The 20,640-nt window shown below is 71.7% G+C and carries 16 protein-coding genes; 6 read left to right on the top strand and 10 right to left on the bottom strand.

Annotation, left to right across the window (positions count from 1 at the left end):
- Positions 1–14: 14 nt before the first annotated feature.
- The 7 genes from murD to rsmH form a co-directional block, all read right to left on the bottom strand.
- The gene (gene murD, locus ACIO9J_RS20150; RefSeq protein ID WP_402001151.1) at positions 15–1,430 is read right to left on the bottom strand and encodes a UDP-N-acetylmuramoyl-L-alanine--D-glutamate ligase; all 1,416 of its coding nucleotides are present in this window, start codon (positions 1,428–1,430) and stop codon (positions 15–17) included.
- Between the two features lie 5 nt (positions 1,431–1,435).
- On the bottom strand, positions 1,436–2,506 hold the full coding sequence (gene mraY, locus ACIO9J_RS20145) for a phospho-N-acetylmuramoyl-pentapeptide-transferase (protein WP_098241964.1): 1,071 nt from the start codon (positions 2,504–2,506) through the stop codon (positions 1,436–1,438).
- A complete protein-coding gene (murF, locus tag ACIO9J_RS20140) occupies positions 2,503–3,909 on the bottom strand; it encodes a UDP-N-acetylmuramoyl-tripeptide--D-alanyl-D-alanine ligase (RefSeq protein WP_402000872.1) in 1,407 nt (468 codons plus the stop codon). Before murF ends, mraY begins: the two co-directional genes overlap by 4 nt.
- Positions 3,910–3,913: 4 nt before the next feature.
- Entirely contained in the window at positions 3,914–5,566 is a 1,653-nt protein-coding gene (locus ACIO9J_RS20135) for a UDP-N-acetylmuramoyl-L-alanyl-D-glutamate--2,6-diaminopimelate ligase (protein WP_402000869.1), read from the bottom strand.
- Between the two features lie 13 nt (positions 5,567–5,579).
- Positions 5,580–7,535 (bottom strand): peptidoglycan D,D-transpeptidase FtsI family protein, encoded by a 1,956-nt coding sequence (locus tag ACIO9J_RS20130; RefSeq protein ID WP_402000866.1) that lies wholly within the window; start codon positions 7,533–7,535, stop codon positions 5,580–5,582.
- A 4-nt stretch (positions 7,536–7,539) separates the two neighbouring features.
- A complete protein-coding gene (locus ACIO9J_RS20125; protein ID WP_402000863.1) occupies positions 7,540–8,112 on the bottom strand; it encodes a septum formation initiator family protein in 573 nt (190 codons plus the stop codon).
- Between the two features lie 62 nt (positions 8,113–8,174).
- Entirely contained in the window at positions 8,175–9,134 is a 960-nt protein-coding gene (rsmH, locus tag ACIO9J_RS20120) for a 16S rRNA (cytosine(1402)-N(4))-methyltransferase RsmH (protein WP_402000860.1), read from the bottom strand.
- A gap of 434 nt (positions 9,135–9,568) precedes the next feature.
- On the opposite strand from rsmH, the gene ACIO9J_RS20115 reads away from it, so the two are divergent.
- The 4 genes from ACIO9J_RS20115 to ACIO9J_RS20100 all read left to right on the top strand — a co-directional run bounded on the left by ACIO9J_RS20115 (position 9,569) and on the right by ACIO9J_RS20100 (position 15,228).
- Complete coding sequence (locus tag ACIO9J_RS20115; RefSeq protein ID WP_402000857.1) at positions 9,569–10,126, top strand: beta-class carbonic anhydrase; 558 nt, start codon at positions 9,569–9,571, stop codon at positions 10,124–10,126.
- Positions 10,127–10,344: 218 nt separating this feature from the next.
- A complete protein-coding gene (locus ACIO9J_RS20110) occupies positions 10,345–11,364 on the top strand; it encodes an AAA family ATPase (RefSeq protein ID WP_402000854.1) in 1,020 nt (339 codons plus the stop codon).
- Entirely contained in the window at positions 11,364–12,731 is a 1,368-nt protein-coding gene (locus tag ACIO9J_RS20105) for a DUF58 domain-containing protein (protein ID WP_402000851.1), read from the top strand. Before ACIO9J_RS20110 ends, ACIO9J_RS20105 begins: the two co-directional genes overlap by 1 nt.
- A gap of 61 nt (positions 12,732–12,792) precedes the next feature.
- Entirely contained in the window at positions 12,793–15,228 is a 2,436-nt protein-coding gene (locus tag ACIO9J_RS20100) for a DUF3488 and DUF4129 domain-containing transglutaminase family protein (protein ID WP_402000848.1), read from the top strand.
- A gap of 218 nt (positions 15,229–15,446) precedes the next feature.
- Here the strand turns inward: ACIO9J_RS20100 and ACIO9J_RS20095 are convergent, their stop codons facing one another.
- From ACIO9J_RS20095 to ACIO9J_RS20085, 3 genes are all read right to left on the bottom strand, one after another.
- Complete coding sequence (locus ACIO9J_RS20095) at positions 15,447–15,857, bottom strand: DUF3040 domain-containing protein (protein WP_055548871.1); 411 nt, start codon at positions 15,855–15,857, stop codon at positions 15,447–15,449.
- 275 nt (positions 15,858–16,132) lie between these two features.
- Complete coding sequence (locus ACIO9J_RS20090) at positions 16,133–16,969, bottom strand: class I SAM-dependent methyltransferase (RefSeq protein ID WP_402000845.1); 837 nt, start codon at positions 16,967–16,969, stop codon at positions 16,133–16,135.
- Between the two features lie 96 nt (positions 16,970–17,065).
- Complete coding sequence (locus ACIO9J_RS20085; protein WP_402000842.1) at positions 17,066–17,593, bottom strand: SAV_6107 family HEPN domain-containing protein; 528 nt, start codon at positions 17,591–17,593, stop codon at positions 17,066–17,068.
- Positions 17,594–17,753: 160 nt separating this feature from the next.
- Here ACIO9J_RS20085 and ACIO9J_RS20080 point away from each other — a divergent pair, with 160 nt between their 5' ends.
- Positions 17,754–18,572, top strand: coding sequence for an ATP-binding cassette domain-containing protein (locus ACIO9J_RS20080; protein ID WP_402000839.1), 819 nt, complete (start codon positions 17,754–17,756; stop codon positions 18,570–18,572).
- The gene (locus ACIO9J_RS20075) at positions 18,544–20,628 is read left to right on the top strand and encodes a YhgE/Pip family protein (protein WP_402000836.1); all 2,085 of its coding nucleotides are present in this window, start codon (positions 18,544–18,546) and stop codon (positions 20,626–20,628) included. Before ACIO9J_RS20080 ends, ACIO9J_RS20075 begins: the two co-directional genes overlap by 29 nt.
- Positions 20,629–20,640 lie beyond the last annotated feature (12 nt).

The following is a 20,640-nucleotide window of genomic DNA, read 5'->3' as shown; positions in this document are numbered from 1 at the left end:
GGCGGGAAGCCCGGTCAGGCGCTCGTGGAGCCGAGTGCGCGGACGGCGTCCGCGAACGCTTCACCACGCTTGTTGTAGTTCGTGAACATGTCCATCGAGGCGCAGGCCGGGGCCATCAGGACGGTGTCCCCCGGCCGGGCCAGCTCTGCCGCCCGCCGTACCGCCTCGGACATCGCACCAGTGTCGGTGCGGTCGAGGTCGACGACCGGGACCTCGGGCGCGTGTCGCGCGAGGGCTTCCCTGATCAGCTCGCGGTCGGCGCCGATCAGGACGGCGCCGCGCAGCCGCTTCGCCGACTTGGTGACCAGCTCGTCGAAGGTGGCGCCCTTGGCGAGCCCGCCCGCGATCCAGACGATCGACTCGTACGCCGCCAACGAGGCTTCCGCGGCGTGGGTGTTGGTCGCCTTGGAGTCGTCGACGTACGCGACGTCCTGGACATCGGCGACGTGTTCGATGCGGTGCGCGTCGGGGCGGAAGGCGCGCAGACCGTCGCGTACGGCCGTGGCCTGCACGCCGAAGGCCCGCGCGAGGGCCGCGGCGGCCAGCGCGTTGGCGATGTTGTGCGGCGCGGGCGGCTGGACGTCGGAGATCTCGGCGAGCTCCTGGGCCTGCTTCTGGCGGTCCGGCACGAAGGCACGGTCGACCAGGATGCCGTCCACGACGCCCAGTTGCGAGGGGGCGGGCGCGTTCAGCGTGAAACCGACGGCCCGGCAGCCCTCTTCGACGTCGGCCTCGCGGACCAGGTCCTCGGTGACCTCGTCGGCGACGTTGTAGACGCACGCCACGTGGTTGCCCTCGTAGACGCGGCCCTTGTCGGCGGCGTACGCCTCCATGGAGCCGTGCCAGTCGAGGTGGTCGGGCGCGAGGTTCAGGACGGCCGCGGAGTGGGCGCGCAGCGAAGGCGCCCAGTGCAGCTGGTACGAGGAGAGCTCGACGGCGAGCACGTCGTAGGCGTCGTCGCCTTCGAGGACGATGTCCACGATCGGGGTGCCGATGTTGCCGACGGCCGCCGTGCGCAGCCCCGCCGCGGTCAGGATCGCGGCGAGCATCCGTGTCGTGGTGGTCTTGCCGTTGGTGCCCGTGATGGCGAGCCAGGGGGCCGCGTCGGGGCCGCGCAGGCGCCAGGCGATCTCGACGTCGCCCACGACGTCCACGCCCGCGTCGGCGGCCGCCGCGAAGAGCGGCGACGACGGCTTCCAGCCCGGCGAAGTGACCACCAGGTCGGTGCCGTCGGGAAGCGTTTCCGCATCCCCCAGGCGTACGGAGATGCCGTCGCCCTCAAGAGAAGCGGCGCGCTCCTGATGCGCCTCTCCGGAGCCGCCGTCCACGACGGTCACCGACGCGCCGAGGCCGGCCAGGGCGCGGGCGGCACTGATGCCGCTCACGCCGAGACCGGCGACGGTGACGTTCTTGCCCTGCCACTCGGACACAGTGGTCACTTTTCGGCTGCCCATCCCGCGTAGAAGAGACCCAGGCCGACGATCACGCACATGCCCTGGATGATCCAGAAGCGGACCACCACAAGGACTTCGGACCACCCCTTTAGTTCGAAGTGGTGCTGGAGTGGCGCCATGCGGAAGACGCGCTTCCCGGTGAGGCGGAACGAGCCGACCTGAATGACCACCGACATGGTGATCAGGACGAAGAGGCCGCCGAGCAGCGCGAGGAGCAGCTCGGTGCGGGAGCAGATCGCGAGACCCGCGAGCGCGCCGCCCAGGGCCAGCGAACCGGTGTCGCCCATGAAGATCTTGGCGGGCGAGGTGTTCCACCACAGGAAGCCGAAGCAGGCACCCATCAGGGCGGAGGCCACGACCGCGAGGTCCAGCGGGTCTCTGACCTCGAAACAGGCCTGCGGGTTCGTCAGCGTGTTCGCGTTGGCGCAGGACTCCTGGTACTGCCAGACACCGATGAAGGTGTACGCGCCGAAGACCATCACGGAGGCGCCGGTGGCGAGACCGTCGAGGCCGTCGGTGAGGTTCACGCCGTTCGACATCGCGAGGATCATGAACAGCGCCCAGACCACGAACAGGACCGGGCCGATCGACCAGCCGAAGTCCGTGACGAACGACAGCTTGGTGGAGGCCGGGGTCTGGTTGCGGTTGTCCGGCCAGTTCAGCGCCAGGACGGCGAAGCCGATGCCGACGATCAGCTGGCCCGCCATCTTCGCCTTGGCGCGCAGACCGAGCGAGCGCTGCTTGACGATCTTGATGTAGTCGTCGAGGAAGCCGACGAGGCCCATGCCCGCCATCAGGAAGAGCACCAGCAGGCCGGAGAGCGTGGTCTCCGTGCCGGTGATGACCTTCGTGAGGAAGTACGCGATGAGCGTGGCGAGGATGAAGGCGATGCCACCCATGGTCGGCGTACCGCGCTTGCTGTGGTGCTCGCGCGGGCCGTCGTCCCTGATGAACTGGCCATAGCCCTTACGGGCCAGGAGCTTGATCAGCAGCGGGGTGCCGACCAGGGTCAGGAAGAGCCCGATCACACCCGCGAAGAGGATCTGCCTCATCGACCGGAGACCTCGCCCTCGGTGTGGTTCTCCAACAGCGCCGCGGCGACCTTCTCCAGGCCGACCGATCTGGACGCCTTCACCAGCACGACGTCTCCTGTGCGCAGCTCGCTGCGCAACAGGTCGATCGCCGCCTGTGCGTCGGACACGTGCACCGACTCCTCACCCCACGAACCCTCGTTGTATGCGCCCAGTTGGAGCCAGGACGCTTCCCTGCCCCCGACTGCCACGAGCTTGCTCACGTTGAGCCGGACGGCAAGGCGTCCGACCGCGTCGTGCTCGGCGAGACCCTCGTCCCCGAGCTCGGCCATGTGACCGAGCACCGCCCACGTACGGCGTCCCTTGCCCATGGCCACGAGCGCGCGCAGGGCGGCTCGCATGGACTCGGGGTTCGCGTTGTAGGCGTCGTTGACAATCGTCACGCCGTCCGGGCGCTCGGTGACCTCCATCCGCCAGCGGGACAGCGTGCCCGCCTCGGAGAGCGCGAGGGCGATCTCGTCCACGGACATGCCCAGCTCATGGGCGACGGCGGCCGCGGCAAGCGCGTTCGACACGTGGTGCTCACCGTACAGCCGCAAGGTCACGTCGCTGCACCCGGAGGGTGTGTGCAGCGTGAAAGCGGGCTGTCCATTCTCCGTGAGCCGGACATTCTCCGCTCGAACGTCGGCGTCGGCGGCCTCTCCGAAGAGCAGCACGCGCGCCTTGGTGCGCGATGCCATCGCGCGGACGAGCGGGTCGTCGGCGTTGAGGACCGCGGCACCGTCCGCGGGCAGCGACTCCACCAGCTCGCCCTTCGCGACCGCGATCTGCTCGCGGCCGCCGAACTCGCCGATGTGGGCGGTGCCGACGTTCAGGACGAGCCCGATCTTCGGCGGCGTGAGGCCCGTGAGGTACCGGATGTGGCCGATTCCGCGCGCCCCCATCTCCAGGACGAGGAACCGCGTCTCGTCGGTGGCGCTGAGCGCGGTCAGCGGCAGCCCGATCTCGTTGTTGAGCGAGCCGGGCGTCCAGACCGTCGGCGCGTGCCGCCGCAGGACCTGCGCGAGCAGGTCCTTGGAGCTGGTCTTGCCGACGGATCCGGTGAGCGCGACCAGGGTCGCGCCGAGCCGCTCCACGACGTGCCGCGCCAGGGCGCCGAGCGCCGCCTGCACATCGTCGACGACGATGGCGGGCACGCCGACGGGCCGCGCTGCCAGGACGGCCACGGCACCCGCCGCGACGACGTCGGCGGCGTAGTCGTGGCCGTCCACGCGCTCGCCGACGAAGGCGACGAAGAGGCTGCCGGGCACCACCTCACGGGAGTCACGGACCACGGGCCCGGTGACCGAAACGGCTGGATCCGGTATGTCGTACGTCTGCCCGCCGACGACGGTGGCGATCTCGGCGAGGGAGAGGGCGATCACAACTTCATCCCTGGGTTTGCTGGATAGCTTCGCGAAGCACCTGGCGGTCGTCGAACGGACGCACCACCCCGGCGATGTCCTGTCCCTGCTCGTGGCCCTTGCCCGCGACCAGGACGGTGTCGCCCGGTCCCGCGTGGGCGACGGCCGCGCGGATGGCGGCGGCCCGGTCCTCGAACACGGCGACCTCGGCACGCTCGTGGGCCGGCACCTCGGCGGCGCCCGCGAGCATCGTGGCGAGGATCGCGAGGGGGTCCTCACCGCGGGGGTTGTCGGAGGTCAGTACGGCGGTGTCGGAGAGGCGGGCCGCGGCCGCGCCCATCGGCATCCGCTTGGTCTTGTCCCGGTCGCCGCCGCAGCCGAGCACGATGTGCAGCTTGCCCTCGGTGACCTTGCGCAGCGCGCGCAGGACCGATTCGACGGCGTCCGTCTTGTGGGCGTAGTCGACGACCGCGAGGTAGGGCTGGCCCGCGTCGATGCGCTCCAGGCGGCCGGGCACGCCGGGCACCGCGGCGACGCCGTCGGCGGCCTGCTGCGGGTCGATCCCCGCGACGGCCAGCGAGACGATCGCGGCGAGCGTGTTGGCGACGTTGAAGGGGCCCGCGAGCGGCGACTTGGCGGTGATCCGCTCGCCCTTGGGGCCGACCGCGACGAAGGTCGAGTCGAGCGGTCCGACCTCGACGTCCTCGGCACGCCAGTCGGCGTCCGGGTGGCCCTCGGCGGAGAAGGTGGTGACGGGGACCTCGGACTCGGTGATGAGCCTGCGGCCGTACTCGTCGTCGAAGTTGACCACGCCGACCCGGGAGCGCAGCTTGGTGAACAGCTGCGCCTTGGCCTGGAAGTAGTCCTCCATGCCGGAGTGGAACTCCATGTGCTCCGGGCTCAGGTTGTTGAAGACGGCGACGTCGAAGACGCAGCCGTCCACCCGCCCGAGCACCAGGGCGTGGCTGGAGACCTCCATGGCGACCGCCTCGACGCCGCGCTCGCGCATCACCGCGAACAGCGCCTGGAGGTCGGTGGCTTCGGGGGTCGTGCGCTCCGACTTGATGCGCTCGTCGCCGATGCGCATCTCGACCGTGCCGATCAGGCCGGTCGCGCGCAGACCCTTGAGGCCGCCCTCGACGAGGTACGCCGTCGTGGTCTTGCCCGACGTCCCCGTGATGCCGATCTGGAGCAGGTCGCGGCCGGGGTGGCCGTAGACCGTCGCCGCCAGCTCGCCCATGCTGCCGCGCGGGTCGTCGACGACGAGCACCGGCAGGCCGGTCGCCGCGGCGCGCTCGGCGCCGGTCGGGTCGGTGAGGATCGCTCCGGCGCCGAGGTCGGCGGCCTGGGCGACGAAGTCGGCACCGTGCATCCGCGCGCCGGGCAGTGCGGCGTAGACGTCACCGGGGCGGACCGCGCGGGAGTCGTGCGTGATGCCGGTGATCTCCGCATCGCCTTCGACGGCGACGCCCAGCTGGCCTGCGAGCTCCGTCAGTGAGGTCGGGGAGACCTGGACCGGCCGCGGCGGCCCCGGGTATGTCACGGGAACGCCCTTCTGGGTGGTTTGGGACTGATCAGCGTGTGGCACGGCGGTGAGCGTACCGGGCGCACCCCTCTCGGGGCGAAGCGGGCGGTGTGGCGAGGGGCGGTTCCCCGGCCCCGGGGTGATCGTTGTCACGAGCGGTTCCTGGTCAGTCACCCGGTTTGAAGGTGACGGGGAAGCGGGCCGGACCCTTTCCTGTGGGCGGCTCCTGGAGGGTCTTCAGGGAGAACTGCATGACCTTCTTGTAGATGGGGCCGCAGATCTCGCCGCCGAAGTAGCTGCCCTTGGTGGCGTTCTGGATGGCGCAGTAGACGGCGATGCGCGGCTTGTCCGCGGGCGCGAAGCCGGCGAACGACGAGGTGTAGCCCTTGTAGCGGCCGGTCACCGGATCGACCCGGTTGGCCGTACCCGTCTTGCCCGCGACCCGGTAGCCGGGGATGCGGGCGGAGTTTCCGGTGCCCTCCACGTCGTCGACGACGGACTCCAGCATCTTGGAGACCGTGCTCGCCGTCTTGTCGCTCACGATCCGGGTCTTCTTCGGCTTGGGCGCGGGCGTGAAGCGGCCGTCGGGCCCCTTGGTGCCGCGGACGAGCGTGGGCTCGATGCGTACGCCGCCGTTGGCGATGGTCTGGTAGACCGAGGTGGCCTGCATGGCGTTGATCGACAGGCCCTGGCCGAACGGGATCGTGAACTGCTGCGAGGTGGACCACTTCTGGGCGGGCGCGAGGATGCCGGGGGTCTCGCCGGGGAAGTCGAGTCCCGTCTCCTTGCCGATGCCGAACTTGCGCAGGTAGGAGTAGAGGATCTCGTTGGACTCCCGCTGCGTCCTGCCCATCTCGCCGGTGGCGAGGATCGTGCCGATGTTGCTGGACTTGGCGAGCACTCCGTTGAGCGTCAGGTGCCAGGTGGGGTGGTCGATGTCGTCCTGGAAGAGCCGGTCGCCGCGGTGCAGCCGGTTGGGCACGGTGACATGGGTGCCGGGCGTGGCCGCGTTCTCCTCGATGACGGCGGCCATCGACATGACCTTGGAGGTGGAGCCCGGCTCGTAGGCGTCCTGGAGCGCCGCGTTGCCCAGGGCGGCGCCGTTGGCCTGGGAGAGGTCGTTCGGATCAAAACCGGGGGCGTTCGCCATCGCGAGGACCTCGCCGGTCCGGGTGTCCTGGACCATCACGTAGCCGCGGTCGGCCTTGGACTTCTTCACCTGCTCGGTGATGGCGTCCTGCGCGGCCCACTGGATGTCGCGGTCGATGGTGAGCTCGACGTCGGAGCCGGGCACGGCCGGTGTCTCCGTGGTGCCCGCGGTCGGCACCTGCCGGCCGCCCGACTGGGCGTACTTGATCTTGCCGTCCTCGCCCGCGAGCTGCTTGTTGAGCTGCTGTTCGAGGCCGCCCGCGCCCTTGCCGTCGGCGTTGACCCAGCCCAGTATTCCGGCGGCCAGGTCGTGGTTGGGGTAGACCCGCTTGCTGCTCGGGTCGGCGAGGACGCCGGCCAGCACGTTCGGCGATTTCGGGTCGGTGGAGGCCTTCTCGGCGAGCGCGCCGCGCAGGTCCTTGATCTGCTTCCAGACCTGCGGGTTCTGGCGGCGGGCGAGCAGCACGTAGCGCGTCTCGGGGGTCTTCAGCTTCTTGGTGATCTCGGCGGCGTCCTTGCCGAGGATGGGAGCGAGGAGCGCGGCCGCCTGTTCGGGCGCGTCCTTGATCTTCATCTCCTTCGGCGTGAAGAGCGTGGGGTCGGCCGTGATGTCGTACGCGTCCACGCTGGCGGCCAGCTCGACGCCGCCGCGGTCGGTGATGCGGCCGCGCTCGGCGGCCAGGGTGTGCGTGAAGTAGCGGTTCTTCTCGGCCTTGGCCGCGTACGCGTTCGCGTCGACGGCCTGGACCTGGAGCAGCCGTACGACGAAGGCCAGCATCACCAGGGTCAGGCCGAGGCTGACCATGCGCAGGCGGGGCCGCGGGCTGCCGAGGCGGATCGTGCGGGCCTTGGCCGACGCGGGGCGGCGGGCGGCGGAGCGGGAGCCGCCCTGTCCCGGGCGCCGCGGGGCGCCGGGGCGCGCGGGCCGCGCGGGTCCGGGCACCTTGCGCCGCGGAGGTTGACGGTCCGTCACTTGGTCACCTGCCGGATGTCGTCGTGGGGCCGGACTGCGTGGCCTGCTCGGGGGTGGGCGGTGGCGCGGCGGGCCGGGGCGCGGCCGCCGACGGGGTGGCGCGGGGCGCGGGCGGGGCCGGGGAGACCGGCGGGGCGGGCGGCACCGAGACCGAGGCGGCCGGGGAGGCCACCTCCTGCGGGCGCGGCTCGGGCCGGTGCAGCACGGAGGGCAGGGCGGCGGCGCCGGGGATGCCGCGCACGGTTCCGTCGGGGTCGAGGAAGGCCGGGTCGCCGCCCGGGACCATGCCGAGCTCGCGGGCGCGGCGTTGCAGGGCGTCCGGTTCGGCGTAGCCGTCCACGTCGCGCTGGAGCTCCTGCTCCTCCTCGGTGAGGTCCTTCGTCTCCTTCTTGAGCTCGCTCAGCTGGAACGAGCCTTCGTTGAGCGAGGAGTTCAGGATGAGGAGCGTGATCAGACCGCCGCCGAGGAGCAGGACGACAAGGAGCACGAAGGGGGTGCGCGCGGCCTGGCTCGGCCCCTGGGGCAGCAGCCGCGCGAGGCGGGCGGCCCTCCCCCGCAGCTCGGGCTTCTTGCTCATGGAGCCTCCTCGCGGACTCTGTCAGCGGACCCTGCTCGTGGCGCCTGATCGCGGCGGTGAGCTCACCCGACGTCTTCGCGGACGCGCTGGGCGCCCCGCAGTCGCGCGGGAGCCGCCCGGCGGTTCTCCGCGACCTCTTCCTCGGTGGGAAGTTCGGCGCCTCGGGTCAGGAGCTTGAGGCGCGGCTGGTAACGCTCGGGCACGACGGGCAGTCCGGGCGGCGCCGTGGTGGCGGCGCCGGCCGTGAGCACCTGCTTGACGAGCCGGTCCTCGAGCGAGTGGTAGGACAGGACGGCGATCCGGCCGCCGACGGCGAGCGACTTCACGGCCGCGGGGATGGCCCGCTCCAGGACGCTCAGCTCGCCGTTGACCTCGATGCGCAGCGCCTGGAAGGTGCGCTTGGAGGGATTGCCCCCGGTGCGCTTGGCGGCCTGCGGCAGGGAGTCGCGGATGAGCTCGACGAGGCGCGCGCTGTTACTGAACGGCTCCTTCTCGCGCTCGCGCACGACGGCGCTCACGATGCGCTTGGCCTGCTTCTCCTCGCCGTACGCGCGCAGGATCCGCACCAGTTCGCCCGGGGCATAGGTGTTGAGGACCTCGGCCGCGCTGATGCCCGTCGTCTGGTCCATGCGCATGTCCAGGGGCGCGTCCTGGGCGTACGCGAACCCCCGGTCCGCCTCGTCCAGTTGCATGGAGGAGACGCCGAGGTCGAAGAGGACGCCCTGCACGCGCGGGACGCCGAGGCGCTCCAGTACGTCGGGGAGTTCGTCGTAGACCGCGTGCACCAGGGTGGCCCGGTCGCCGTACTGCGCGAGGCGCTCGCCGGACAGGCGCAGCGCTTCCTTGTCGCGGTCCAGGGCGATGAGGCGGGCCGCGGGGAAGGTGGCGAGGAGGGCCTCGCTGTGGCCGCCGAGGCCGAGGGTGCAGTCGACGACGACCGCTCCGGGCTCGGCGAGCGCGGGGGCCAACATGTCCAGGCAGCGCTGGAGCATCACCGGAACATGTCGGCTGTTGTCGCTCAAGGGGCCCTCTCAGGTCCGGCGCGGCGTTCGCACGCACCGCCGGGTCCCCGCCCGCTCCGTAGAAGGGGAATGGACCGCTGGCGCCGGGGAAGTGGCGTCAGCCGACCGGGAGCGGGAGGAGGCCGAGCCGTACGTACGCGCCGCGCACGTGGGGGGATTCCGGGGAATCTCCGTGATGTTCAGTCCAGCAGGGAGCTGGTCACGCCTCCCGCTTCGCGTCACTTTAGTCCACCGTGTCTCCCGGTCAATCAACCGGCCTGCGCGTCGCCGCGCGGGTCAGGACGGGGGTCGGAACGGAGGGGGAATCCCGCGAAGTCACCCGTTCGGGCGTATTCGCGGGACGCCTGTGGGTTACCTCACAACAAGAGTCTTTGACGTTCTTTGTCCCTTCTCACAGCGGGCCTCGTCGATCAGCGCGCATTAACGTCATCACCATGTCGACTTCCGCATCCCCTTCGGGCAACTCCCCCGCAGAGCCGATCGGCGACATAGTCGTCGGTTCGGTCACCGACCGCCTGGTCGAGGCGAACGAGAGGTACGCCGCCGGATTCACCGATCCCGGCATGGACGCCAGGCCCGTCCTGCACGTCGCCGTGGTCGCCTGCATGGACGCCCGCCTCGACCTGCACGCCGCGCTCGGCCTCGAACTGGGCGACTGCCACACCATCCGCAACGCGGGCGGCGTGGTCACCGACGACGTGATCCGCTCGCTGACCATCAGCCAGCGCGCGCTCGGCACCCGCAGCGTCGTCCTCATCCACCACACCGGCTGCGGCCTGGAGTCCCTCACCGAGGAGTTCCGGCAGGACCTGGAGAACGAGGTCGGGCAGCGTCCGACGTGGGCGGTGGAGTCCTTCCGCGACGTCGACCAGGACGTACGGCAGTCGATGCAGCGCGTGCGGACCTCGCCGTTCCTGCTGCACAACGACGACATCCGCGGCTTCGTGTTCGACGTGACGACCGGCCTGCTGCGGGAGATCGACCCTGCGTGACTGACAAACCGTCGTAAGACCCGACAAATCGGCGCCAGTTATCCACAGGCGAGTGACACAACCCGCCATGCCCAACAACAATGCGGGGGTGGCATCACGCGGAACCACACGCGAGGTGCCGGTAATTCGGGGTGGACCGGGCCATGCGCGTGAGCGTCGGCCCGGAATGGGGTATCCCCTGCTCCTTAAGAGCTTGGGGAAGGGCCGAGGAGGGCCGGGTGACGACCTATGACGATCGAGCGAGCCTCACAGATCTGACCGCGACCGCGGAGCGTGTGCGTGCGTCGGTGGAGGGTGTGATCGAGGGCAAGCCAGAGGTCGTACGGCTTTCGCTGACCGTGCTGCTCGCCGAGGGGCACCTGCTGATCGAAGACGTGCCGGGCGTCGGCAAGACCATGCTGGCCAAGGCGCTCGCGCGGTCCATCGACTGCTCGGTCCGGCGTATCCAGTTCACGCCGGACCTGCTGCCTTCGGACATCACCGGTGTGTCGATCTTCGACCAGCAGCGCAGGGACTTCGAGTTCAAGCCCGGCGCGATCTTCGCCCAGATCGTGATCGGCGACGAGATCAACCGCGCGTCTCCGAAGACGCAGTCCGCGCTCCTGGAGTCCATGGAGGAGCGCCAGGTCACCATCGACGGGCAGACGTACGAACTGCCCAGTCCCTTCATGGTGGTGGCCACGCAGAACCCCGTCGAGATGGAGGGGACCTATCCGCTGCCCGAGGCGCAGCGCGACCGCTTCATGGCGCGGGTCTCGATCGGCTATCCCAGCCCCGAGGCCGAATTGCAGATGCTGGACGTGCACGGCGGCGTCTCGCCCCTCGACGACCTCCAGCCGGTGGCGCACGCCCACGACATCGTGAAGCTCATCGACGCGGTCCGCACGGTCCACGTCGCCGACTCCGTACGGCGGTACGCGGTGGACCTGGTCGCCGCGACCCGCAACCACCCGGAGCTGAGACTCGGGGCCTCCCCGCGCGCCACGCTGCACCTGCTGCGTGCTGCCAAGGCCTCCGCCGCGCTCAGCGGCCGCGAGTTCGCCCTGCCCGACGACGTGCAGGCACTCGCCGTCGCCGTCCTCGCCCACCGCCTGCTGCCCACCGCACAGGCGCAGTTGAACCGGCGTACGGCCGAATCGGTCGTCCTGGAGATCCTGCAGCGCACCCCGGTGCCCGCCGCCGTGCAGTCCAACAACGGCTACTTCGGACAGCAGCCGCCCGGCGCCCGGGGTCTGTGATGACGGCCGGGGGGAGGCCGGCAGCCGCCACCGACGAGGAGAAGGGCGGACTGCGCACGGCCCTCGCGGGCCTGACCACCCGCGGACGTTCCTTCCTCGCGGCCGGCATCGCCGCCGCCGTCTGTGCCTATGTCCTCGGCCAGAGCGATCTGCTGCGCGTCGGGCTGCTGCTCGCCGTGCTTCCGCTGGTCTGCGCCCTCGTGCTCTTCCGCACCCGCTACCGGGTCGCGGGCAGCCGGAGGCTCTCCCCCGCGCGCGTGCCCGCGGGGTCGGAGGCCCGCGTCCATCTGCGCATGGACAACGTCTCGCGGCTGCCCACCGGGCTGCTCATGCTCCAGGACCGGGTGCCCTACGTGCTGGGGCCGCGGCCCCGGTTCGTGCTGGACAGGGTCGAGGCGGGCGGCCGCCGCGAGGTGTCCTACCGCGTCCGCTCCGACCTGCGCGGACGCTATCCGCTCGGCCCCTTGCAGCTGCGTCTGACGGACCCCTTCGGGATGTGCGAACTGACGCGCTCCTTCTCGACGTACGACACCCTGACGGTCATCCCGCGCGTGGAGGCACTGCCTCCGGTGCGTCTGACGGGTGAGGCCAAGGGGTACGGCGACGGGCGCAACCGCTCCCTCGCGCTGGCCGGCGAGGACGACGTCATCCCGCGCGGCTACCGGCACGGCGACGATCTGCGCCGGGTGCACTGGCGCTCCACCGCGCGCTACGGCGAGCTGATGGTGCGCCGCGAGGAGCAGCCGCAGCGGGCCCGCTGCACGGTGCTCCTGGACACCCGGGGCGTCGGCTTCCGCGGCGCGGGCCCCGACTCGGCCTTCGAATGGGCGGTCTCGGGCACCGCGTCCGCCCTGGTGCACATGCTCGAACGGGGCTTCTCGGTGCGCCTGTTGACCGACACGGGCACCTCCGTGCCGGGCGAGGGCTCGGACGGCTTCGCGGGCGCCAGCCAGGAGTCGGCGGACGCGGCCGGGCTGATGATGGACACCCTCGCGGTGATCGACCACTCGGACGGCGCCGGGCTCTCCCGGGCGTACGACGTGCTGCGCGGCGGGAACGAGGGCCTCCTTGTCGCCTTCCTCGGCGACCTCGACGAGGAACAGGCCGCGGTGGTCGCCAAGATGCGGCAGCGCAGCGGCTCGGCGGTCGCCTTCGTCCTGGACGCCGAGAGCTGGGCGCAAGGGCCCGGCGGCCTGACGTCCGGCGCGGGCGACGCGCGCGTGCGGATGCTGCGCGAGGCGGGCTGGACCGCCCTGCTGGTGCCGCCGGGAGCGGGCTTCGGGGAGCTGTGGCGCCAGGCGGACCACGCGCGCACCAGCGCGGGCCCGGCCCCCACGACCGGCACCACCACCGGGGGCTGGGCATGACGGTCTCGTACACGGACTCCGCGCCGGTGCGGGAGAGAACGACGACAGTGGGGGGACCGTCATGAGTGGACGCACGCGACTCGCGCTGTGCGCCACCGCGGCCACGCTGATGGCATCGAGCGCGCTGCTGCCGCTCGTCGATCCCGCGACGTGGTACATGCAGGCGGTGATCCTCCTCGCGCTCCAGAGCTCGGTGGGCGCACTCGCCCGGCGGATCCCGCTGGCCAGGCCGGTCACCGTGGCCGTGCAGGCCCTGGTGACGCTGCTGCTGCTCACGCTGGTCTTCGCCCGCGAGCAGGCGATCGCGGGGGTGCTGCCGGGGCCGGAGGTCTTCCAGCGGTTCGGCGTGCTCCTCCAGGCGGGCGGCGAGGACGTCGGGCGGTACGCGATCCCGGCGCCGCTCAGCGACGGCATCCGGCTGATGCTGGTCGGCGGCGTCCTGGTGATCGGCCTCGCGGTGGACGCCCTCGCGGTGACCTTCCGTACGGCGGCTCCCGCCGGACTCCCACTGCTCGCGCTGTACTCGGTCGCGGCCGGTCTCTCCGGAGACGGCGCCGGATGGCTCTGGTTCCTGCTCGCGTCCGCCGGCTATCTGCTGCTCCTGCTGGCCGAGGGCCGCGACCGGCTCTCCCAGTGGGGCCGCGTGTTCGGCGGCGCGGCCCGCGCGCCCGGCCGGGTCTCCGGCGGTCTGGAGAGCAATACGGGAGCGATCGCGCCGGTCCGCACGGGCCGGCGCATCGGCGCCGTCGCCCTGGGCATCGCCCTGGTGGTGCCGCTGGGGCTGCCCGCCCTGGACGGCGGTCTCCTGGACGGCACGGACGGCGCGGGGGCCGGCGGCCGGGGCGGTGGGGGCACGATCTCCGCCGTCAATCCGCTGGTCGCGCTCCAGGACAGCCTGAACCAGCCGGAGGACCGCGAGGTCCTCTCGTACCGCACCAACGCCGAGCAGACCGACGAGATGTATCTGCGGATCGTCTCGCTCGACCAGTTCGACGGGACGACCTGGAAGACGACCGTCCGGCGCATCGAGGACGTCCCTTCGCCGCTTCCCGACCCCCGGGGCCTGAACCCCGACGTGCGCAGGACCGAGGTCCAGACGAACATCTCGGCGGCCGAGGACTACGCGCAGAACTGGCTGCCGATGCCGTTCCCCGCCAGCCAGGTGGAGATCGACGGCCGCTGGCGCTTCGAGCCGGAGGGCCGTGCCCTGGTCGGTGACCGGGGCCAGACCACCCGTGGCGCGCAGTACAAGGTCAAGAGCCTGATCGTGGAGCCCACGGCCGAGCAGCTGGCGAACGCGCCCGCTCCCCCTTCGGAGCTGGCCCGCGAGTTCACCAAGGTGCCCGACTCGCTGCCCGAGGTGGTCGAGCAGACGGCCCGCAAGGTCACCAAGGGCGCCGCCAATCCGTACGAGCAGGCGGTCAAGCTCCAGGACTACTTCGCCTCGGACGGCGGGTTCACGTACAACACCCAGGTGCGGGCGGGCAGCGGTCCCGCCGCGATCGGCCGCTTCCTGGAGCAGAAGGAGGGCTTCTGCGTCCACTTCTCGTTCGCGATGGCGTCGATGGCGCGGACGCTGGGGATACCGGCCCGGGTCGCGGTGGGCTTCACGCCCGGCTCCGCGCAGGCCAACGGCACGATGTCGGTGGGCCTGCGGGACGCGCACGCCTGGCCCGAGCTGTACTTCGAGGGCGTGGGCTGGACCCGCTTCGAGCCGACGCCGACGCGTGGCTCGGTGCCCGACTACACCCGCTCGGACGTGCCGTCCGGCGGCGCGAGCGACCCGGACACCCCCGAGCCGTCCGCATCGAACGAGCCCTCCACGGCCCCTTCTGCGTCCGACAGCTGCCCGCCCGAGCTGCGCAAGCAGGGCGGCTGCTCCAGCGCGGCCCCGCAGGTCGCGGCCGGTTCGGGCAACGGCGGACCGCCGCTCGCGATGATCGTGGGGGTGGGGCTCGCGGCCCTGGTACTCCTCGCCGTGCCCTTCCTGCCGCTGCTGTGGCGGACCAGGCTGCGGGCCGTGCGCCTGGGGGCGACCGGACGTACGGAGGCGGATTCGGCCGCGCGGACGCTGGCCGCCTGGCTGGAGGTGATCGACACCGCCTGGGACCACGGCATTGAGCCGGACGAGTCACAGACGCCCCGGAAGGCCGCGGCACGGGTCGTCCGCATCGGGCAGCTGTCCGGCGGCCCCGCCGAGGCCGTGCACCGGGTGGCGGCCGCGGTGGAGCAGGTCCTCTACGCGCCACGGCCGCAGCCCACGGCGGGCCTCTCCGAGGACGTACGACGGGTACGCGACGGGCTGCGGGCCTCGGTGGGCCGCGCCACCAGGCTGCGGGCGACGCTCGCGCCGCGTTCGGCCGCTCGGGTGGTGTGGGCGGCGTCGGACCGCTGGGCGGCGTTCAGCACGCGCTGCGGGGAGCGGTTCTCCGCGTGGTGGGCGGCGCTCCTGAAGCGCGTTCCTTCGCGGCGGGCGCAGCCGGAGCAGCAGGGCTGAGGCCGTCCGAGGCGCCGGTCCCGACCGGGACCGGCGCCGACGGCTGAGGGGGACATCCGTACGGAGGGTGTCCGCGGGACCGGACGCGAAGACATGTGGGACCAGACGCGAAGGCTCCTGGGACCGGATGCGAAGACATGTGTGAGGGGTGACCGCCCGTGGGCGGTCACCCCTCACCTGTCTGTCGGGTCCGTCAGCTCAGCGCCCGAGCGCCGAACTCACTGGCCACCCTGTTCGTCTCGGCGGCGCTGCCAGCGCTGCTCTATCCGGTCCATCACGGAGCGGCGCTGCCTGGTCTGCCGACGGGGCTGTGCCCCACCCTGCGCGGCGGCCGCGCCCGAAGGCTGTTCACCCGGCTTCGGCGCCTTGCGCCAACCGGTGACGGCGAGCACCGCGCAGCCCAGCATGACGAGGAATCCCACCACGCTGATCCAGATCTGCTGGGCGACCATTCCGGCCATGAGAAGGGCAATGCCCACCAGGAAGCCCGCGACCGCTTGGTAGACCCGCTTCCGGGTGTACGTACGCAGCCCGCTTCCCTCAAGCGCTGTCGCGAACTTGGGATCTTCGGCGTACAGCGCTCGCTCCATTTGCTCGAGCATGCGCTGCTCGTGCTCCGAGAGCGGCACGGAGTCCTCCTCATCGTGCAGTCGCCGGGGCGACCGGGGGTCCCCTTCAGGATAGGCAGGGAATCGCCCCCGTGAAACCCGCCCCTCTGCGCCAACTTCGCCAAACCGGACCTCCACACCGCTCCGGCTCGCTGAAGCGTGCATTCCCCAGCGGCCGAACCGTCATGCAGGACGGTGTCCCTCGATCATACGGCGCCGGTAGCCCGTTCGGGGTGCCTGTGGCGTACTCCATGTGCGGCTGCGTCGCTGATCAGCGGGTCAGCCGCGTGTGCACCTCACGCCCCGGCGGACTCCCGTGCCTCACCGAGCACATGCAGCTGGGTGGCCACGGAGTGGAACGCGGGCAGCTCGGCGGCCGCGGCCTCCAGCGCGAGGAGGGCCTCCATGGCACCCGGCTCGGTGTCCACGAGGACGCCGGGGACCAGGTCGGCGAAGACCCGCACGCCGTGCACCGCGTCGACCCGCACGCCCGCCGCCTCGACGAGCTCGGTGAGCTGGTCGGCGGTGAAGCGCCGGGGCACGGGGTCGCCGTCGCCCCAGCGTCCCGCCGGGTCGCCGAGGGCGGTCTTGGCCTCCTTGAAGTGCCCGGCCAGGGCACGGGCGAGCACGGCGCCGCCGAGGCCCGCGCCGAGCAGGCTGAGCACGCCGGAGGGGCGCAGCGCGTCGACGGCGAGGCGGACGCCCTCGGCCGGGTCGTCCACGTACTCCAGGACGCCGTGGCACAGGACGGCGTCGAAGCCGCCCCGCTCCACGACGTCGAAGAGGCCGAGGATGTCGCCCTGCACGCCGCGTACGCGATCGGCGACGCCGGCCTCGGCAGCCCTGCGCTCCAGTGCGAACAGGGCGTTCGGGCTGGGGTCGACGACGGTGACGCGGTGCCCGAGGAGGGCGACCGGCACCGCGAAGTTGCCGCTGCCGCCGCCGGTGTCGAGCACGTCGAGCTCGGTGCGGGACTCCCGGCCGGTGACCTTGACCCGGCGGTCGAGGGCGTCCTTCAGGACGTCCCAGACCACGGCGGTACGCAGCGAGGCGCGCGGACGAGGGGGGTCGGAGCGCTGCGACGCCGCTTGCGGGCTGTGGTGGGCGGCGGGCGGGCGCATCGGGTCCGACACGGCAGTTGACTCCTCGGCGCGTGGGATTCGGTTGCCCCCACCCTATTGCCTGCCACCCGGTGCCCCGGCCACCGTCCCGCACCGCGGACGCGCCGGTCAGCCCACGTCCGGCGGCTCCTGCCTGGGCTGGGGCAGCACGGGCTGCAGCACCAGCATCCGCTCGACGATGCGCAGGAACATCGCGACGTCACGGAGCAGGTCGTCGGCGTCGCGGACGGTGGCCGCGCCCTGGATGCCCGCCTCCGCGCGGGCCCTGCGGGCGGCCCCCGAGGCGAACAGGGCGCTCCACTCGGTCAGTTCGGGTGCTATCTCGGGGAGCACTTCCCAGGCGCTTCGGATGCGCTGCCTGCGGCGTGGGGTGGTCTCCGGCCTGCCGCGGGCGGCGAGCACGGCGGCCGCGGTGCGCAGGGCGGCGAGGTGGGCGGTGGCATAGCGCTCGTTCGACGTGTCCAGGCGGGCGGCCTCTTCGATTCCCGCGCGGGCCTGGGCGAGCAGTTCGAGGGCGGCGGGCGGGGCGGTCGCGCGGCGCAGGACGGGGTGGACATCGCTCGCCGGGCCGGTCAGTGAGGAAACAGGGCCGACGGCGCTGTGCCGGTGTGCGGCTGCTGCGGAACTCCTGGCCATGACGAACCTCCTGTCGTCGTGTGACGGCGCAGTGGCCGTATGTGTCCATCGTGGAGTACGCCACTGACAATCGGCCCTGACCTGCGGCTTTGCCTCGATCGAAGGTTCGGGCTTATTTTTGAACTGACCAGTCAGTTCAAAAGAAGGGGCAGGGGGGACTGTGGACGGTCCGACCGACGGCGTGCGCGGAGCCGCCGTCACAGCCGAGGGGTTCGGGCTCAAGGGCCCGCGCGGCTGGGCGTTCCGCGGCATCGACATCGACGCGGAGTCCGGCTCGCTGATCGCACTGGAGGGACCTTCGGGGTCGGGCCGCACCTGCCTGCTGCTCGCCCTGACGGGACGCATGCGCGCCACCGAGGGCCGGGCGTCCGTCGGCCGGCTCCGGCTGCCCAAGCATCTGGCCGGGGTGCGCAGGATCAGCGGGCTCGGCCCGGTGCCCGGCGTCACCGATCTCGACCCGGCGCTGACCGTCGCCGAGCACCTGCACGAACGGGCGCTCCTGGAGCGGCGGTTCGGCGGATCGCTGCGGGGGCTCCTGCGGCCGCGCGCCGAGCGCGTGAACGAGACGAAGCTGCGGATCGACACCGCGCTGACCGCCGCCGGGCTCGACATGGAGCGGCTCCCCAAGGGGCGGCGGACCTCCGTGCGCGACCTGGAGCGGCTTGAGGCGCTGCGGCTCTCGGTAGCCCTCGCCCTGATCGGCAGGCCTCGCGTGCTCGGCGTCGACGACACCGACCTGAAGCTCTCGGACGCCGAACGCGCGGAGGCCTGGGCCCTGTTGAAGTCCCTCGCCGACGGCGGGACGACCGTCGTGGCGGTGTGCAGCGAGGCGCCCGAGGGCGCGGTCGTGGTGCGCACGGGCGACCGGGACACCGCGCGGGACCAGGCCCGCACCCCCGAAGACGGCACCGGCACGGCTGACGCCACCGACGACGACAAGGAGACGGCGGATGCGCTCGCCGAAGCTGGCCGCGCTTGAGCTCAGGCGCTTCGGCAGGGGGAAGCTGCCGCGCGCCGCGCTCGTCGCGCTCCTGCTGCTACCGCTGCTGTACGGCGCCCTGTACCTGTGGTCCTTCTGGGACCCGTACGGCAACCTCGACCGCATCCCCGTCGCGCTCGTCAACGAGGACAAGGGGGCGACCGCTTCGGGCAAGAAGCTCGCGGCGGGTGACAACATCGTCGAGAAGCTGCACGACAGCAAGACCTTCGACTGGCACGAGGTCAGCGACGACGAGGCGCGCAAGGGCGTCGAGGACGGCACGTACTACCTGTCGCTGACCATGCCGTCGGACTTCAGCAAGCGCATCGCGTCGAGTTCGGGGGACTCTCCGGAGACGGGTGCCCTCCGGGTCCGTACGAACGACGCCAACAACTACATCGTCGGGCAGATCTCCCGGACGGTCTTCTCCGAGGTGCGTTCCGCCGCGTCCACGAAGGCGTCCCGCGGCTTCCTCGACAAGATCTTCATCTCGTTCTCCGACATCCACGGCGCGACGCTGAAGGCCGCCGAGGGCGCCGACAAGCTCGACAGCGGCATCGGCAAGGCGAAGAAGGGCTCCAAGGACCTCGCGAACGGTCTGAAGGACGCCAAGGACGGCAGCGGTGACCTGGCCGGTGGCGTCAAGAAGCTGCACCAGGGCGCGGGCGATCTGGAGACCGGCGCGAAGAAGGTCTCGGACGGCACGCGCAAGCTCGCCGACAAGGTCAACGGCACCGCGGACCAGGTGCGGCCCTTCCTGAAGGACAACGGCAAGACCATCGGGGACAGCGCACAGCTCGTCGCCGACTCCTCCAAGGCGATGCGCCGCAACCTGGCCGACTGGGTCAAGCTCGCACCGGAGGCCGCCAAGGGTGCCAAGGCCGGCCACCAGGTCATCAGCGACTTCTACGCGGAGCAGTGCGAACAGGCTCCCGTGGCCGCCCCCTTCTGCCCCAAGCTCAAGGACGTGAAGGCGGCCTCCGCCAACGTCTCGACCATCGCGGACGACCTCGACACCCTGGTCAAGGACCAGAACAGCGACGTCAAGCAGCTCGACAAGAGCCTCGCCACGCTCCAGAAGCAGTCGCAGCACCTCGCCGACCGGGCGCCTCACCTCGACGAGGACCTGAACACGGCCGTCACCCAGATCAACGACCTCGACAAGGGCGCGGGCAAGGTCGCCAAGGGCGCCACGAAGCTGCACGCGGGGCTCGGCACCGCCAAGACCGGCGCCAGCGACCTGGACGCGGGCGTCGGCAAGCTGGAGACGGGCGCCGGGGACCTCAAGGGCGGCATGTTCAAACTGGCCGACGGCTCCGCCGAGCTGTCCGGCGGGCTGCACGACGGCGTCAAGAAGATCCCCGACTACGACAAGAAGGACCGTGACGCGCGCACCGACGTCATGGCCGACCCCGTGCAGCTGGCCTCCCAGTCGATGCACAAGGCGCCCAACTACGGCACGGGCTTCGCGCCGTACTTCATCCCGCTCTCCCTGTGGGTCGGCGCGATGGTGGCGTACATGCTGATCCAGCCGCTCAACCGGCGCGCGCTCGCCGCGGGGGCGTCCGCGTGGCGCATCGCGCTCGCGGGCTGGCTCCCGGTAGCGGCGCTCGGCGTGCTCCAGACGGCGGCCCTGCTGTCGGTCCTGCACTGGGGCCTGGGCCTCCAGATGGCGCGGGCGGCCGGGACGGTGGGCTTCCTCTGCCTGGTGACGGCGTGCTTCGCGGCGATCGTGCAGTGGCTGAACGCCCGCTTCGGAGCGGCGGGCCGGATCCTCGTACTCGCCGTCCTGATGCTCCAGCTGACCTCGGCGGGCGGTACGTATCCGGTGCAGACGAGCCCCGGCTTCTTCAGCGCGATCCACCCCTTCTTGCCGATGAGTTACGTCGTCGAGGCTCTCCGGAGACTCATCACGGGCGGCGGGCTCGGTCCCGTCTGGCAGGGCTGTGCGGTCCTCGCGGCCTTCACCGTGGGCGCCCTGGCGCTCACCGCGCTCTCCGCGCGCCGCAAGCAGGTGTGGACCCTGGACCGACTGCATCCGGAGCTGAGCCTGTGAGCACGGCGGGGC

Source organism: Streptomyces sp. NPDC087300 (assembly GCF_044744425.1).
Lineage (GTDB): Bacteria > Actinomycetota > Actinomycetes > Streptomycetales > Streptomycetaceae > Streptomyces.
Note: the sequence above shows the minus strand (reverse complement) of the source record. Positions and strands in the feature narration are given on the sequence as shown.

Coding starts and splice junctions, on each gene's coding strand:
- mraY (WP_098241964.1), bottom strand. CDS start 2,506: ATGAGGCAGATCCTCTTCGCGGGTGTGATCGGGCTCTTCCTGACCCTG.
- ACIO9J_RS20125 (WP_402000863.1), bottom strand. CDS start 8,112: ATGAGCAAGAAGCCCGAGCTGCGGGGGAGGGCCGCCCGCCTCGCGCGG.
- ACIO9J_RS20115 (WP_402000857.1), top strand. CDS start 9,569: ATGTCGACTTCCGCATCCCCTTCGGGCAACTCCCCCGCAGAGCCGATC.
- ACIO9J_RS20105 (WP_402000851.1), top strand. CDS start 11,364: ATGACGGCCGGGGGGAGGCCGGCAGCCGCCACCGACGAGGAGAAGGGC.
- ACIO9J_RS20100 (WP_402000848.1), top strand. CDS start 12,793: ATGAGTGGACGCACGCGACTCGCGCTGTGCGCCACCGCGGCCACGCTG.
- ACIO9J_RS20085 (WP_402000842.1), bottom strand. CDS start 17,593: ATGGCCAGGAGTTCCGCAGCAGCCGCACACCGGCACAGCGCCGTCGGC.
- ACIO9J_RS20075 (WP_402000836.1), top strand. CDS start 18,544: ATGCGCTCGCCGAAGCTGGCCGCGCTTGAGCTCAGGCGCTTCGGCAGG.